This window comes from Acidimicrobiia bacterium (assembly GCA_040881685.1).
GTDB lineage: Bacteria > Actinomycetota > Acidimicrobiia > IMCC26256 > PALSA-555 > SHVJ01.
In genome coordinates this window covers 61,645-77,492 of record JBBECS010000054.1, presented here as the reverse complement: position 1 = coordinate 77,492, position 15,848 = coordinate 61,645, and the positions used below count along the sequence as shown (strand labels likewise).

General features: G+C 66.8%; 14 protein-coding genes. 4 read left to right on the top strand and 10 right to left on the bottom strand.

Translation table 11 applies throughout. The features are described 5' to 3' along the window. Positions 1-2 precede the first annotated feature (2 nt). Entirely contained in the window at positions 3-3,593 is a 3,591-nt protein-coding gene (locus tag WEE69_15030) for a multifunctional oxoglutarate decarboxylase/oxoglutarate dehydrogenase thiamine pyrophosphate-binding subunit/dihydrolipoyllysine-residue succinyltransferase subunit (GenBank protein MEX1146614.1), read from the bottom strand. A 73-nt stretch (positions 3,594-3,666) separates the two neighbouring features. Here WEE69_15030 and WEE69_15025 point away from each other — a divergent pair, with 73 nt between their 5' ends. Further along, entirely contained in the window at positions 3,667-4,179 is a 513-nt protein-coding gene (locus tag WEE69_15025; protein MEX1146613.1) for an ATP-binding protein, read from the top strand. On the opposite strand, the gene WEE69_15020 is transcribed toward WEE69_15025, so the two are convergent. From WEE69_15020 to WEE69_15005, 4 genes are all read right to left on the bottom strand, one after another. Beyond that, the gene (locus WEE69_15020; protein ID MEX1146612.1) at positions 4,169-5,527 is read right to left on the bottom strand and encodes a 3-deoxy-7-phosphoheptulonate synthase class II; all 1,359 of its coding nucleotides are present in this window, start codon (positions 5,525-5,527) and stop codon (positions 4,169-4,171) included. The genes WEE69_15025 and WEE69_15020 overlap by 11 nt on opposite strands. Before the next feature lie 11 nt (positions 5,528-5,538). Beyond that, positions 5,539-5,994 carry a proteasome activator gene (locus tag WEE69_15015; GenBank protein ID MEX1146611.1) on the bottom strand — a complete coding sequence of 152 codons (456 nt, stop codon included), beginning with the start codon at positions 5,992-5,994 and terminating at the stop codon, positions 5,539-5,541. Positions 5,995-6,121: 127 nt separating this feature from the next. Continuing rightward, complete coding sequence (locus tag WEE69_15010) at positions 6,122-6,943, bottom strand: SDR family oxidoreductase (protein ID MEX1146610.1); 822 nt, start codon at positions 6,941-6,943, stop codon at positions 6,122-6,124. 2 nt (positions 6,944-6,945) lie between these two features. After that, positions 6,946-8,370, bottom strand: a complete 1,425-nt coding sequence (locus WEE69_15005; protein MEX1146609.1) for an aldehyde dehydrogenase family protein — start codon at positions 8,368-8,370, stop codon at positions 6,946-6,948. A gap of 311 nt (positions 8,371-8,681) precedes the next feature. On the opposite strand from WEE69_15005, the gene WEE69_15000 reads away from it, so the two are divergent. Continuing rightward, entirely contained in the window at positions 8,682-9,047 is a 366-nt protein-coding gene (locus WEE69_15000; GenBank protein ID MEX1146608.1) for a hypothetical protein, read from the top strand. Positions 9,048-9,051: 4 nt separating this feature from the next. Here WEE69_15000 and WEE69_14995 read toward each other — a convergent pair whose 3' ends face one another. Then, positions 9,052-10,320, bottom strand: coding sequence for a N,N-dimethylformamidase beta subunit family domain-containing protein (locus WEE69_14995; GenBank protein MEX1146607.1), 1,269 nt, complete (start codon positions 10,318-10,320; stop codon positions 9,052-9,054). A gap of 290 nt (positions 10,321-10,610) precedes the next feature. On the opposite strand from WEE69_14995, the gene WEE69_14990 reads away from it, so the two are divergent. Further along, positions 10,611-11,405: a phytanoyl-CoA dioxygenase family protein gene (locus WEE69_14990; protein MEX1146606.1), complete on the top strand. Its 795-nt coding sequence runs from the start codon at positions 10,611-10,613 to the stop codon at positions 11,403-11,405. Then, entirely contained in the window at positions 11,402-12,340 is a 939-nt protein-coding gene (locus WEE69_14985; GenBank protein MEX1146605.1) for a hypothetical protein, read from the top strand. Before WEE69_14990 ends, WEE69_14985 begins: the two co-directional genes overlap by 4 nt. 105 nt (positions 12,341-12,445) lie before the next feature. Here the strand turns inward: WEE69_14985 and WEE69_14980 are convergent, their stop codons facing one another. The 4 genes from WEE69_14980 to WEE69_14965 form a co-directional block, all read right to left on the bottom strand. Then, the gene (locus tag WEE69_14980; protein ID MEX1146604.1) at positions 12,446-13,111 is read right to left on the bottom strand and encodes a class I SAM-dependent methyltransferase; all 666 of its coding nucleotides are present in this window, start codon (positions 13,109-13,111) and stop codon (positions 12,446-12,448) included. Between the two features lie 288 nt (positions 13,112-13,399). Further along, a complete protein-coding gene (locus WEE69_14975) occupies positions 13,400-14,326 on the bottom strand; it encodes a hypothetical protein (GenBank protein MEX1146603.1) in 927 nt (308 codons plus the stop codon). Position 14,327: 1 nt separating this feature from the next. Continuing rightward, positions 14,328-15,008 (bottom strand): acetyltransferase, encoded by a 681-nt coding sequence (locus tag WEE69_14970; protein MEX1146602.1) that lies wholly within the window; start codon positions 15,006-15,008, stop codon positions 14,328-14,330. Further along, on the bottom strand, positions 14,998-15,699 hold the full coding sequence (locus WEE69_14965) for a WbqC family protein (GenBank protein MEX1146601.1): 702 nt from the start codon (positions 15,697-15,699) through the stop codon (positions 14,998-15,000). The genes WEE69_14970 and WEE69_14965 overlap by 11 nt, the downstream gene beginning before the upstream one ends. Positions 15,700-15,848 lie beyond the last annotated feature (149 nt).

Here is a 15,848-nt window from a genome sequence, read left to right as displayed (position 1 = left end):
GCCTACTTCGGCAGGCTGCCGAGCGCGGCGTCGAGAAGCTCGAGCTGCTCCCGGTCGTGAACCTTGGTGCTCCCGCTCGCGGGGCTCGCGCTCGCGTGGCGCGCGATGTGGCGCAGGTCTGCTCGATCACGCACGATGCGATGCAGCTTGCCGTGCGCGTAGTTCCAAGCGCCCATGTTCGCCGGCTCTTCCTGCACCCACCACAGCTGTGTGGCCGCGGGGTAGTGGTCGCGCACGGCCAGGATCTCGGGCTCGGGCCACGGGTAGAGCTGCTCGATGCGAACGACGGCGACGGGCACGTTCATCTCGTCGCGTCGGTCCATCAGCTCGTGACCGATCTTTCCCGTGCAGAGCAGCACGCGCTTGACCGCCGCCGCATCCAGCGACGTGGAGCGGTCTTCGAGCACAGGATGGAACCAATCTTCGACGAGCGCGCCGACGGGGGAGCGCGTGTGCTTCATCCGCAGGTACTTCTTCGGGGTGAAGCAGATCAAGGGCACCTGCCGTGGACTCGAGACCTGGCGACGGAGTGCGTGGAAGTACTGCGCGGCGGTCGAGGGGTAGACGACGCGCAGGTTGCCTTCGGCGCAGAGTGCGAGGAATCGTTCCAAACGCGCGCTCGAGTGCTCGGGCCCCTGCCCCTCGAAGCCGTGCGGGAGGAGCAGGCTGAGGCTCGAGCGCTGCCCCCACTTGTCGTCGGCCGCGACGATGAACTGGTCGACGATGATCTGGCCACCGTTCACGAAGTCACCGAACTGCGCCTCCCACGCCACAAAGGCGCCTGCGTCGGCGACGGAATATCCGTACTCGAAGCCGAGCGCCGCGTACTCCGAGAGCACCGAGTCGTACATGCGGAACGGGGCTTGGTCGGGGCCGAGGTTGGCGAGCGGGATGTACTCCTTCTCGGTGACGGTGTCGACGAGCACGCCGTGGCGTTGGCTGAACGTGCCGCGGCGGGTGTCCTGGCCCGAGAGGCGGACCGGGGTGCCCTCGAGCACGAGTGATCCGAGCGCGCACGCCTCGGCGAGGGCCCAGTCCACCTCGCCGCCGTCGAACGTCGCCTTGGTGGCCTGGAGGATTCGCTCGAGCTTGGGGTTGAGATGGAAGCCCGGCGGCGTCGCGGTGATGCCGGCGGCGACGCGCTCGAGCACCGCGCGATCGACCCCGGTCGCCACCGGCAGGTCCTCGGCCTGGGGCTCGGGCCCGTCCAGCGCAGATTCGCTGGCGCTGAGGCCGTCGTCGTGCGCGGCGTGCGTCTCCTCGAACGCTTGGTCGAGGCGGGCCTGGAAGTCGGCGAGGGTCGCTTGCACCTCCTCGTCGGTGAGGTCGCCACGATGGATGAGGGCGTTGGTGTAGATGGTGCGCACCGACGGTCGGGCCTCGATGAGCTCGTACATCCGCGGCTGCGTGAATGCGGGCTCGTCGAGCTCGTTGTGCCCGTATCGCCGGTAGCAGACGAGGTCGACGACCACATCCTTCTTGAAGGTCTCACGGAACGCGAACGCGAGGCGTATCACGCGAACGACAGCTTCGGGGTCGTCACCGTTCACATGGAAGATGGGAGCTTGCACCATCTTGGCGACGTCGGTCGCGTACACGCTCGAGCGGCCCGACTCGGGTGATGTCGTGAAGCCGAGCTGGTTGTCGACGACGACGTGCACCGTGCCGCCGACGTCGTAGCCGGCCACCTCGGAGAGGTTGAACGTCTCGGCCACCACCCCTTGGCCTGCGAACGCGGCGTCCCCGTGCACGAGCACGGGGAGCACTGCCTCACCCTCGGCTTTGCCGAGCCGGTCGGCGCGGGCGCGCGCCATGCCCTCGACGATCGGGTCGACGGCTTCGAGGTGTGACGGGTTGGCGGCCAGTGTGAGCAACACGTCGTTGCCGGCGGCGGACACGTGCTTGCCGGTCGCGCCGACGTGGTACTTCACGTCGCCCGAGCCCTGCGTGCTCGTGGGGTCGAGCTCGCCTTCGAACTCGCGGAAGATCTGCTCGTACGACTTGCCGATGACGTTGGCGAGCACGTTGAGCCGTCCGCGATGCGCCATGCCCATGACGACCTCGGCGATGCCGGCGTCGGCCGCCAAGCTGCACACGATGTCGAGCATCGGGATGAGGGTCTCGGCGCCTTCGAGGCTGAATCGCTTCTGGCCGAGGTACTTGGTGTGTATGAAGCGCTCGAAGGCTTCGGCCGCGTTCAGTCGATCGAGGACCCGGTGCTTCTCGTCGTGGGTGAGCTCGGGCGCGTGCCCCTCGACCTGCTGTTGGATCCAGGCCTTCTGGTCGTGCTCCTGGATGTGCATGTACTCGACGCCGATCGTGCGGGCGTAGGCGTCGCGCAGGTAGCCGAGGATCTCGCGCAGCGGCATCGTCGAGCGCCCGAGCAGTCCGGCGCCCAGGCTTCCGATCGGGAACTCGCGCTCGAGGTCCCAGATGCTGAGGCCGTGGTGGCTGATGTCCAGCTCGGGATGCGTGTGCGGCTCGCGGCGTCCGAGCGGGTCGAGGTTGGCGATGAGATGCCCGCGCACGCGGTACATGTTGATGAGTTGGTGAACGTGCACGATCTTCTCGTTCTGCGCGACGGGATCGGCGAACGACGAGCGGTCGGGGTTCCACCGCGCCGGTTCGTACGGAACTTTGAGACTGTGGAAGACCTCGTCGTAGTAGCCGTCTGAGCCCAGCAGGAGGTCATGGATCCGGCGGAGGAACTCACCACTCTCGGCGCCTCCGATGATGCGATGGTCGTACGTGTTCGTGAGCGTCGTCGTTGTACTGATACCGAGCTGTGCCAATGCGTGCGGATCGGCGCCCTCGTACTCCGCGGGGTATCCGATCGCGCCGACACCGACGATGAACCCTTGCCCAGGCATCAGGCGAGGGACGGAGTGCACGGTGCCGATCATCCCCGGGTTGGTGATGGTGCCCGTTGTGCCGGCGAAGTCGTCGGGGCTCAGCTCGTTGGCGCGCACTTTGCGGATCAGCTCTTCGTATGCACCCCAGAACTTGGAGAAGTCGAGGGTCTCGGCCGCTTTGATGTTGGGTACGAGCAACGAGCGCGTGCCGTCTGTTCGCTCCACATCGACGGCGAGTCCGAGGTTGATCTGGGCGTGGTGCGTGACCGTGGGACCGCCGTGCTCGTCGTCGTAGCTCGAGTTGATCGTGGGGTGGTCGCGCAGCGCTCGGATCACCGCGTACGCGATGAGATGCGTGAAGCTGACCTTGCCGATGCCGCTCCGCGCGAGGTGGTTGTTGAGGATCTGGCGGTTGACCTCGAGGAGCTTCGCTGGCACCGTCCGCACCGACGTCGCCGTCGGTACCCCGAGGCTGGCTTCCATGTTCTCGGCGATGCGCGCCGCGACCCCACGCAGCGGCTGCGCCGACTCCGGTGCAGCCGCAGAGGGAGTGGATTCCGAGGTCGTCGCCGTGGCTGCTGTTGCCAACGCCGGGGGTGGCGCGCCTTCACCGTTCTCGTCAGGAGGATGCTCTGCGAAGTACTTGCGCCAACGTTCCGGGATCGACTCCGGATCCTGGCGGTAGCGCTCGTAGAGGTCCTCGATGAGGCCGGAGTTCGGCCCGAGATCCTCGAAGCTCACGCCCCCATCGTCGCACGCCCCCACCCCGCATGATGGCGACGCCACCGTGACGTCGATCCAGCAAGAATCGGGCGTGGCGTTCTTGATCGTGGTGAGCGGACTTCCCGGAGCCGGGAAGAGCACGATGGCGGACGCACTCGCCAGTCGGCTTGGCGCGCCCGTGTTCAACAAGGACCGCATCGAAGCTTCGCTCTGGAGGAGCGGCATCACCGCCGAGTCCAACTCCTGGCAGGTTGCCGAGGACCTGCTCGGGACCCTCGCGGGTGAGCAGCTCCGCCGAGGTCAGTCGGCGATCCTCGACACCGTGGCGCGCACCAAGACGTCACGTCACGCATGGATGGCCCTCGCCGACGAGCTCGAAGCGCAGTTTCGACCCATCGAATGCGTGTGCAGTGACGAAGGTGTTCACCGCGAGCGGATCGAAGGACGCACGCGCGACATCCCCGGCTGGTACGAGCTCACATGGGAAGACGTCACAGACGTTCGGTCGCGTTTCGAGCCGTGGGAGACCGATCGCTTGATCCTCGACGCGGTTCGGCCGTTCGAAGAGAACCTCGACCGAGCGCTCGACTACCTCAGCGCCTGAGCAGCTCGGCGATCTCGAAGGCGAGGTCGAGCGACTGGCGCGCGTTGAGGCGCGGGTCGCACATGGTCTCGTAACGCTGCTGGAGATGGCTGTCGAGCACTTCGGCGGTACCGCCGAGGCACTCGGTGACGTCGTCGCCGGTGAGCTCGATGTGCACACCACCGGGCCGGATGTCGTTCGCCTGGCACACATCGAAGAATGCGTGCAGCTCGCGCATGATGTCGGTGAACCGCCGAGTCTTGTAGCCGTTCTCGAGCTGGAACGTGTTCCCGTGCATGGGATCGCACGCCCACGCCACCGGGTGGTTGGCGAGCTCGACCGCGCGCACGAGCGGCGGGAGCGACTCATCGATCCGGTCGGCGCCCATCCGACTGAAGAGGACGAGTCGGCCAGGTTGGCGGCCGGGGTTCAGGCGCGCGCAGAGCGCGACCACCTCTTCTGGTGTCGCGTCTGGGCCCAGCTTCACGCCGATCGGGTTGTGGATGCCCGAGAGGAACTCCACGTGCGCGCCATCGAGCGCGCGAGTGCGATCGCCGCACCAGAGCAAATGGGCCGAGCAGTCGTACCAGTCACCGGTGATGCTGTCGCGCCGGGTGAGCGCTTCCTCGTAGCCGAGCAGCAATGCCTCGTGCGCGGTGTACACGTCCACCTGGTGGAGTTGGAGCTCCGCCTCGAGATCGATGCCGCACGCCGACATGAACCGCAGGGCTCGATCGATTTCGCCGGCCAGCGCGTCGTAGCGTCGGCCCTCGGGGCTGCTCGCGACGAACTCCTGGTTCCATGCATGCACGCGCGAGAGGTCGGCGAAGCCTCCCTTCGCGAACGCGCGGACGAGGTTCAGCGTCGAGGCTGACTGGTGGTACCCACGGAGGAGGCGTTGCGGATCGGCTTGGCGAGCGACCGCCTCGAACGCGAAGTCGTTCACGTTGTCGCCGCGGAACGACGGCAGCGTGACGCCGTTGCGCGTCTCTGTCGATGACGAGCGCGGCTTGGAGAACTGGCCGGCCAGGCGCCCGACTTTGATCGTTGGCACGCCGCTGCCGTACGTGAGCACAACCGACATCTGAAGGATCACGCGGAGCTTGTCGCGGATCGCATCGGCCGAGAACTCGTGGAACGACTCGGCGCAGTCACCGGCGACGAGGAGGAACGCTTCACCATCGTTCGCGGCGGCGAGCGAGGACGTGAGCGTGCGCGCCTCGCCGGCGAACACCAGCGGTGGCATCGCGCGGATCTCGCCGAGCGCAACGTCGAGCTGGTCTTCGTCTGGCCACTCAGGTTGCTGCGCCGCGGTGCGGGTCCGCCACGACTGCGGGGACCAGCTGCGCTCGAAGAGCTCGTCGGGCATGACCGACATTTCTAGAGGTAGCCGCTTGGCGGCTCGCCGCTCCCCGGCGCGCCGCCTTCACCCGGCACGGCTTGCAGGGCGCGCCGGCGGCGCACCTCTTCGAGCTGACCTTGGGCCATGGCCTGCTGGGTGAAGAGCGTGGCCTGGATGCCGTGGAAGAGGCCTTCGAGCCAACCGACGAGCTGAGCCTGCGCGAGCCGGAGCTCCGACTCGGTGGGCGCATCCGAGGAGAAGGGGAGGACGACCTCTTCGAGCTCCTTCTGCAGCTCGGGTGAGAGCACGCTCTCGAGCTCGGCCACCGACTTCTCGTGGATCTCGCGCAGCCGGATGCGGCCGGCGTCGTCGAGTGGGGCACGCCGAACCTCATCGAGCATGCTCCGCACCATCGAGGCGATGCGGATCAGCTTCGTGGGGCGCGTGACCTGCTCACCGTCGGCCTCGGGGTCGCCGCCCGGAGGCATTGGCATGCCTTGGGGCGCGGAGGCGTCGAGCAATTCGGGTTTCACGGGCTCGCTCGGTGTAGATGGGTCGCGGTCGTTCACCGGGCCTCCGGGATGGGGACGTGACCCTCTAAGGATAGGGAGCGCGGGTGGCTCACCCCTCACTGTTCCTCGGCGTACCGGGTGACGCTGCGTGACCGAGGACTTCAGGCGGTCGGCGACCTTCTGCCCCGGGGGTGCGCGGCCCCGGGACGTCACGGAAGCCATACGCGATCGGCTCGCGCCCCGGCTGGCAGACCCAGCAGCGACCGGTCTCGCCGCAGGTGATCGCGTGCACCACCGCGTCGGCGATCTGCGCGGGCGGGATGAGGGGGAACCCGAGGTCGGCGACGATCCCCTTGATCTCGTCGTTGATGATGTTTGTATCGGTGAAGCCGGGGTTCACGCAGTTGGCGGTGATGCCCAGGGGCGCGACGGTGGGTGCGATCGACCGGATGAGCCCGACGACCGCGTGCTTCGTGAGCACGTACACCGGATCGGGTGGGAACGGGATGAGTCCGGCCAGCGAAGCCGTCGCGACGATCGCGCCGCCTCCCTGTGCCGACATCTCTCGCACCGCGGCGCGGGCACCGAAGAACACACCGTCGACGTTGACGCGCATGATCGTCCGGTACAGGTCGTCATCGATCTCCGCGAGGTCGGCATGCCCGATCGCGATGCCGGCGTTGAGGAACGCGACGTCAACGGAGCCGAAGGCTTCGACGCAATGCGCGAACGCGGCATCGGTCTGCGCAGCATCGCCGACGTCGGCGCGCACGAAGGTGCCGTCGACGCTCGCAGCGACGGCACCGCCAGCCTCATCGGAGAGGTCGACGACGCAGACGCGCATCCCCTCTCCAGCGAGCCGCTCGGCCGTTGCCTTCCCGATGCCGGACGCCCCGCCCGTGACCAACGCCGCCTTGCCCCGGAGATCCATGCTCAGCCCTGCACGATGATCAGGCGGGGCTCGGTCATCTCCTCGACCGCGTAGCGCGGCCCCTCACGGGTGTTCCCGCTGTCGCGCAGGCCGCCGTACGGCATCTGGTCGGCGCGGAACGTGGGGACCTCGTTCACGAGCACACCGCCGAAGTCGAGACCGCGCGCGGCGCGAAGGGCGGTTGGAAGATCGTTCGTGAAGATCGCCGCGTGGAGGCCGTAGCGGGTGTCATTGGCGAGGCGTATGGCTTCGTCGACGTCACGGTAGGTCTGCACGCCGATCACCGGACCGAACACCTCCAGTGCGCACACCTTCATGTCGGGCTGCACGTTGGTGAGGACGGTGGGAAGCATCACGCCATCGTGCACGTCGCCCCCGATGGCGACCTCTGCTCCCGTCGCGATCGCCTCGTCGACCCATGCCTTCACCCGGTCGCGCTCGGCGCCTGAGATCAGCGCCGAGACATCGGTCGCGTCGTCGAGCGGATCACCGACCTTCAGGGCCTCCACGAGCGGGAGCAACTCGGCGACGAATTTGTCGGCGATCGACTGGTGCACGAGCACGCGCTGGGTGGAGATGCACGACTGACCCGCATGGCTGAACCCCGCGACGGAGATCTTCTTGGCCGCGATCTCGTAGTCGGCGTCGCCCTCGAGGATCACCGGTGCGTTGTTGCCGAGCTCGAGGCCGACCTTCTTGCGAGGTGCCTGCGCCTTGATGCCCCAGCCCACCTCGGGCGAACCGGTGAACGTGATCATCGCGATGTCGTCATGGTCGACGATCGCGTTGCCGACCGTGCCACCCCCACCCGTCACCACGTTCAGGTGCCCGGCGGGGAGCCCGCATTCATCGAGGAGCAGCTCGGAGAGAGCGATCGCGGAGAAGGGCGTCTGCGACGCTGGCTTGAGCACGACCGGGCAACCCGCGGCGATCGCCGGCGCGACCTTGTGGGCCACAAGGTTGAGTGGGAAGTTGAACGGACTGATGGCGCCAACCACACCGATCGGCACGCGGAGTGTGAAGGCGAGCTTGCCTTCGCCGACGTCGGCGCTGTCCATCGGGATCATCTCTCCCGCGAGGTCACGCGCGGCTGCCGCGGCGAACGTAAACGTCGACACCGCGCGCTTGGCTTCGACCCGCGCCGTCTTGATCGGCTTGGCCGCTTCTTCGGCGATCGTGCGGGCGAACTCCTCGGTGCGCTCGCCGAGCAGCCGCGCCGCGGTGTCGAGGATCTCGGCTCGTCGCCACTGGGGGAGCGGTGACTCGGTTCGGGCCGCCGTGGCGGCCGCGACGGCCCGATCGACCTCGGCCCGACCACATTTCGGCACCCGCCCGATCTCGTGCCCGTCGAACGGCGACGCCACCACGATCTCGTCGCCGGTCGTCACCCGTTCGGACCCGATGGGCAGCATCTGGACGTCGGCCATCCGTCCAGCCTCGCGCACGCTCGTAGCCCCGGCGTCGGTGGGTGCTGCGACGAGCACGCCGGGAGCTCTCCTCGGAGCGGGACGCGAAGCGGAGATCCTCGAGTGGTGCGCTGCGGCTGTTGCGCGATGCGAGCGCTCGGGGCCGGCTCGAGCAGGAGCTGATCGCTCTCGCCGCGGCGCGGCGAGGGACGCGCGACGTCGGCAGTCGATCTCAGTATGGTGACGGCAGCTGCTCCCGCGAGCGGATCGATTGCCTCAGGGGGGACGTGAAGGAGATCGGAAAAACGAGGACGACGAGAGGACGTGTGCCAATGGGGTTCGTCTTTCTGGCCGGCACGATCGCGTTCACCGTCTACGGCCAGTTGATCATCCGTCAGCAGGTGGGACAGATCGACGAGGTGCCGAGCGGGTCCGCTCTCTTTCGCTTCCTCATCGAGTTCATCTTCACGCGGCCCTTGGTGCTGTCGGGGTTCGCCGCCGCCTTCATGGCGTCGCTCTGTTGGCTCGCGACCCTGACAAAGTTCGAGCTGAGCTTCGCCTATCCGTTCATGGCCCTGAACTTCGTGTTGGTCGTCGCTCTCGCGTTCGTGGCGTTCGGGGAGACGATCAACGCCTACAAGATCGTCGGACTGTTGATCGTGTGCGGCGGGCTGGTGGTCGTGGCGCAGGGAAATTGAGGCGTCAACGGCGTGCACCCGTCTCGATCAGTCGGTCGACGACGTTGCGGGTGATCCGCTGAACCCGGGCGTCGGTGCCGGCGAGCGTCGTGAACTGGTTGGGACGCACATAGCCGGGCGGCTCCGCCAAGCCGTCTGCCCACCAGATTGTCGCAGCGTTGAACACGGTGGTGCCGCTCGGACCTTCGTAGACGGTCGCGGTGTAGCGACCCGCCCCGCGTGGGTGAGTGGTCGGACCCTCCGACACCACCTCGAGGCCCTCGATCTCGGCGGGATCGCCGTGGTACTCCCACCCGACCAAGCCGGGTACCGCGTCACCTCGTTGCATCCCGGTGCCTTCGTACACCCAGTGATCGGGTGCCGTACAGATCCAGTCGCCCCGGCCGGTGGCGGGATCGGAGGTACGGGCACCGATCAGCAGGCTCTCTGACGGCATCGCACCCGGCAGATCGCGAAGCTCTGGAAACAGCTCGTCATCGATCGGCCGCGGAGGGCCGAACCGATCCAGGCGCCGCATGGCCCTGTTGGGTCGGTTCGACGCCGCGTCGAGGCCGACGAGGGCCGAGCACGTGTTCGCACCGAAGAATCCGATGCTCGTTCCCGTGACGACTGCGTCCGACAGCTGCTCGAACATCGACTTCGTGTAGTACTCGTCGTGGCCGACCGAGAGAAACGCCGGCGCTCGGCCAAGCGCGGCGCTGCCGTCGTGAACGTCGATGTTCGACACATAGGTGACGTCGTAGCCCTCCTCCTCGAGCCAGTAGGCCATCGGGTACTCCCACAGGAGCCACTCGCCCGAGCCGCACGAGAGCGGGGCATCCACGATCTGCCAGTACTTCCCGTAGGGCCGATCGAATGCCACGCACACGTCCCGTCCGAAGGACCACCGCCGGTGGCCGTCGTCATAGAGCGAGGAATGCCCGGGCCACCCGTTGTAGGCCTGCCACGTCAGGTCGGAGCACTGGACGATCAGATCGGCAGATCGCCGATCGGTGACGATGAAGATGGCATAGCTGTCGATCCCGGTGTCCAGCGCAGTGAGCCGGATGAGATGCACACCACTGCGCCAGTCGGCGGGGATCGTGAACTCGACGGTCGGTTCCCACGCACAGACCCGGAGCCGTTCAGGACCAACCGGTGGGAATGGCTGTGTCGTCGCGTGGAGAGGACCGAACTCCGCCACCTGCCGGCCTCCGGCCCCACCTTCGTAGCCGGACCGGAAGACCTCGACCAGTACCTGCGACGGCGGGTCAGCGCTGACGTGCAGCGTCACCGTTTCGCCCGCGGTCGCGCTCGTTGTCGAGCACCATCCCTCAACCCACGGGCAGCGGTTGGTCTCCGTATCGACCGCGGGTCGGCGGAGCAACCACGGTGCGGCGCTCATCGTCGGGTCGACAGCGGGCCGAACACGTCGCTCGGCGGAAACTCGCGACCCTTCATTCCCGCCTGGCCCCAGGACACCATCAATCCGCCTCCCCTGGCGTCCATCAAGCTGTCGTTCACGCCCGCGAGGGCAACCACGACACCCTAGGATGCCTGTCCACCATCGGAAGGAGCAGTGTGATGGCTGAGGTCGCCCTGGATCTCGACGTGGAGCGCCATTGCGCCGACTTCGAGCGGCAGGGCTACTCCCTTGTACCCGGGGTCGTGGCCGAACCGGAGATCACCGAGCTCCGCGACGCGGTGACGACCGCACTGGACGCCGACTGGGACCGCTATCGCCACCTGCCAGGCAAGGAGCGGTTCATCGCCCTCGACCTGGCCCACTACGGCGGGCCGTTCTTCCGGCTGCTCGAGAACGACGTCATCGACCGGCTCTTCGGGGCAATCCTCGGTGAGTTCTGGACTCTCTACTCGTTCACGTCGACGGTGGCCATCGCGCACCTCGACCAGTACACGGCGAAGATCCACACCGACACCCACCGCCTCTCCCCCGGCTATCCCCTTGGCGCAGTGATCACCATCGCGCTGGACGAGTTCACCAACGAGAACGGTGCCACCTACTACCTGCCTCGTTCTCATGTGACCAGCCCCGAACGACCGAACGAAGACGAGTTCTATGCCGGTGCCGTGCGGGTCTGCCGGCAAGCGGGTGACGCGGTGTTCTTCAGCCCCCGCGTCTGGCACGCGGGAGGCGTGAACTCGACTGACCGCGACCGTTCGGGCCTGACGGTCTATGGCTGCCGCTCATTCATGAAGCCGCGGTACGACTTCCCACGTCTGATCGACCCCGCGCTGCTCGATGGAGCGAGCGACCGGTTGCGTCGGGTGCTCGGCTTCGATGTCCGGGTTCCGTCGGCGATGGACGAGTTCTACCGTCCCCCCGAGCAGCGCCTGTACAAAGCCGGACAGGGTTGACGGGTCCCGAACCGCTGCGTGGGCGCTGGGAGGCTTTTGACCGCATCGCCCTCGCCGACGGCTCGATCCCCTGGATGCACGGGTTCACCGGCGCCGCCTGTGCGATCCCCGCTGATGCCACGTCCCCTCGAGTCGAGGTGCTCGTCACCGGACGCGATGCCGACAACCGATCGCTCATCGGACGCGGCGTCCTCGACCTCGACCACCCGACGCGGCGGCTCGAGGTCGAGGAGCAGCCCGTCCTCGGTCTCGGTGACCTCGGTGCCTTCGACGAGAACGGTGTGTCCTATCCGTGTGTGGTGACTGCGAGCGGGGAGACCCGCCTCTACTACACCGGCTGGATGCCGACGGTGCTGACGCCCTTCCAGAACCACATCGGGCTCGCCCGGCTCGGTGAGGCGGGACGGTTCGAGCGAGTCTCGCGGGCGCCGATCCTCGAGCGGACCGACGCGGACTACCTCTCGATGGGTTCGTGCTTCGTTCGAGCAGAAGCCGACCGCTGGCTGATGTGGTACACGACGTTCCGAGGTTGGGGCCACAGCGCAGACGAACCGAAGCACCGCTATGTGATCAAGCTGGCAACCTCGGACGACGGCCTGCGGTGGGTTCGCGATGACATCGTGTGCATCGATGCGCAGGAGTTGGGGGAACACAGCATCTCTCGACCATCGGTCATCGTGCGAAGCGGCGCGTACCACATGTGGTACTGCACGCGGGGCGACCGCTACCGGATCGGGTACGCCGTGTCGTTTGACGGTGCGGCCTGGACGCGATGCGATGACCTCTTCTGTCTGGGACCGCGACAAGAGTGGGATGCGGCGGAGCAGTGCTACCCGCACGTGTTCGAGCGGGGTGAGGACCTGTGGATGCTCTACTGCGGCAACAGCTACGGCCGCGATGGGCTCGGTCTGGCCCGCTTCGTCCCCTCGGGCTGAACGGCGGCCGGTTGGCGCAGCGGCTTGCGAGCACGCAGGAGAAGTGAAGGCAGAACGGCTGTAGGAGCCGCCGGCGCTCCAGCCAACTCCGACCGTTCCTGGCGACTACTCATCAGCCCGTCGCTCATACACACCGAGCACGCTGAGCCCGAACGGAAGTGGCACGAGAGAGGCAATCCACCGCTCGGTCGCTAGGACGGCTCGCGCAAACCGGTCGACACCGGGCGACGGAGCGAGCTGATTGGGGACCAAAGACAGCATCTCAGTCGTCGATCGTCGTCGGCCGAGGCGGTACGGCAGTGCGCGCAACACCGCAGCAACCGGAACGAGCGCTGCGAAGATGTATCTCGTGTCTCTACGTACGAAACCGCGCGCGCCAACGTCGGCATCGAGGTTCCCTCGCCGGTACCGACGATGATGTCCGCCCACAGTGTCCTCGTCACTCCACAGCCAGTTGAAGGCTGGAACAGTCACGACCAGCACTCCCCCCGGAGCAAGGACACGGTGGACCTCGTCGAGCAGCGGGCGCGAGTCTGCGACGTGCTCGATGACGTCGAAGAGCCCGACTGCCCCAAGTGAGCCGTCGGGCAACGTGAGCTGCTCGAGCGTGCCGCCGAACACCTCGATGCCTTGCGCCGCGATGGCCTTTGCACCAAGTGGCAGTGGTTCCACGGCGACCACCTCGATGCCTCGGGCGGCAAGTCTGCGACACATCGAACCAGCACCCGCCCCGACGTCCCAGATCGCCCCGACCCGTCGGCGTCTCAGCACCTCAGCCACCTGGTCGGCTCGGTGGTCGAACCAGAGGCCTTGGCCACCGTCAAGGCCAAGTGCGGCGAGACCCTCGCTCGGGTACGAGACAGCGCACTCTCCCACCCGTCGGACTCCCGTTGAGTCGCCGGCAGGCACGGTCCACCCTGCCGCCCGCAATCTGGCTAACTCGGACACGAGGTGGCACCTACCCTCAGAGGATGTACGAGTACGTGGATCGATGCCGCTGACCTCCACGCGACGAGCAAGTCGTCAGGGGCAACCACGAGCGACCCTCGCGGCTGATGGTCAGTCGTCGAGCACGGCCAAGCCGAACCCCGTGGCGCCATACCCGTTGCCATTGTAGAGCAGCCAGAGTCGGCCCTCATAGGGAAAGACATAGGGGTAGCAGACCATCTCGGAATCCCAACCGTCGGTGCTCGGCGGTAGGTCGACTTCGCGGTCCTGGCGAATCCACTTCTCGCCGTCGGTCGACTCTGCGTAGCCGATGCGGTACGTGTCGCCGAACGGTCCGGCTCGGTACGAGTACCACATGGAATACGCGCCATCGCGCTCGAGGACCCTCGGCACGCTGATGGCGTACTCGCCGTCGTGCTCGAAGTCGATCGCGGTCCGGCCCGTGGGCGACCACGCGATCCCGTCAGGGGAATCTGCAACGGCGATGTTGTAGTGGTGTTGGTACGTCCCGTCTGGTCTGCGAACCCAGCGCTTGCACGAGAGGTACCACATGCGAAAGCCGTTCTCCCATGGCCGCACGCAGTTGCTCGCCACGAAGCACGGGTCGTTGATGCTGCGGTCCAGCAGGGGTCCGTCGGAGTACTTGGCGTAAGAGCCGCCGCCGTCGGAGATCGCCAGGCCGACCGCGTTGCGGAACGCGACGACGTGAGCCCGGTTCCATCCGATGTAGTACAGGTAGCGGCGCTCACCGACCCTGATCAGTTCGGTGCCCATGGCCCCGTCGGCGTCGAAGAACCCGGGGTCGCCGGGGCTCATCACGGGGTCGAGGTCGATCTCGACGGGTCGTCGGGGCTCGCGCATGTCGAGCACGAGTCGGCCCGTGTAGGAGCGGTTGTCGCCGGCCCGGCTCGAGAAGAAGACGTAGCAGCGGTGCCTGTCGATCCAGTCGATGAACGGGACTGCGGCGTAGCCCGCGAGCCAGTCGCGTTCGCCCGCCGGGCAAAACACCAAGCCGCACTTGCGCCAGCGTTGGGTCACCTCAGCCAGAGATCTTGAGCTCGTAGCTGGCCTTGTCGAGCTTCGTGGTCCGGGGTGGCATGTAGACGCCTGCGGGTTCGGTGTCGGACATGATCACCGCACCCGCGCCGACGAGCGTCGCCTCGGCGATCGTGATGTCGTCGCGCAGCGTGGCGTTGACGCCGAGGAAGCAGTACGACTCGATGTGGACGAAGCCGGACACGACCACGTGGCTGGTCAGGAAGACGTGGTCGTCGATCGTGACGTCGTGGCCCACGTGGTTGCCACTCCACAGCGTCACGTTGTTGCCGATGCGGACGTAGGGCTGGACGGTGTTGTCCTCGAGGATGAGGCAGTTGTCGCCAGGCTCGTACTGGCTGAGGTAGGTACAGCGGGAGCTGACGTAGCTCGGGAGCCGGTAGCCCTTCTCCCTTGCCGCCTCGTACTTAGACGCTCGTAGGCGGTTCATGTCCGTGTAGCCCAGCGCGACGAACATGTCGTAGTCGTCGGGTGGGTAGCGATCGATGACCTCTTCGAAGGCGACGACAGGCAGGCCGTTGAACTCCGGTTCGTCGAGGTAGGCCCCATCGACGGTGAAGGCGACGGGCTCGCGGTGACTGTCGGTCGCGAAGAAGTGGGCGGCCAGCCGGGCTTGGCTCGTCGCTCCGAAGATGACGATCGGTCGTGTCGCCTCAGTGCTCAAGATTCCTCCCGAGGATGAAGTTGGGCGCGTCGTTGCCACAATTGAGTAGCACGTCGACGACGCTGACCGCTGGCTCGAACTGCCCGTGGAGCTGGGGGTACGGCGGGTAGTGCGAGTAGTCCATCCACTCGACGGTGATCCCGGCGTGTTCGAACTCGTCGACCTCGAGGTACGACTTCGCAGCCGGGCCGGTGAGGTAGCTCGTCGCCCCGAGCTCACGACAGAGGTTGACGAGCCTTTGGGTCGGTGCACCCGCCGCGGCGAACTCCGTCGACCAGTGGAAGGCGGTGTCGATGCCGAGCCACCGACTGACCTCGGTGAGCATGAGGTGGTTGATCTTCGAGAGCATCGTCAACTTCGAGGCCTGCTCGTAGAGGGCGAGCAGGCGGTCGCGATACGTGGAGAAGTGCGGAGCCTCGGCGTAGGCGCCGGTGATCGAGCCCCAGTGGCTCTTCGCCCACGCGGGGTCGGAGATCTCGACCTCGTTGATCTTCTGCTCGTAGCGACCCTTGACGCTCACCGGAACGGTGACCCACTTCAGTCCCTGGGCAGTCTTGATCTTGTTGCGGTTCCGCCAGTCACGCCGGGTGTACTGCACGTCGTCGTACAGGACGACGACGTCTGCGCGGTCGAAGACGTCGAAACTCCCCTTCCAGGGGATGTAGTTGGACTGGGTGATCACCGCCCGCACCGCTTGCTCTTTTTGCTCAGGCGGACTTCGTCACGGGCGTCGTAACGGCCTCGCGCGCGCGGTCGACATCAGCGTCGTCGAACTGGGGGAGAGCGGCAGTCGCACCAATCGACCCGCGATGTTCTCGGTGACTGGCAGCATGATGCGCT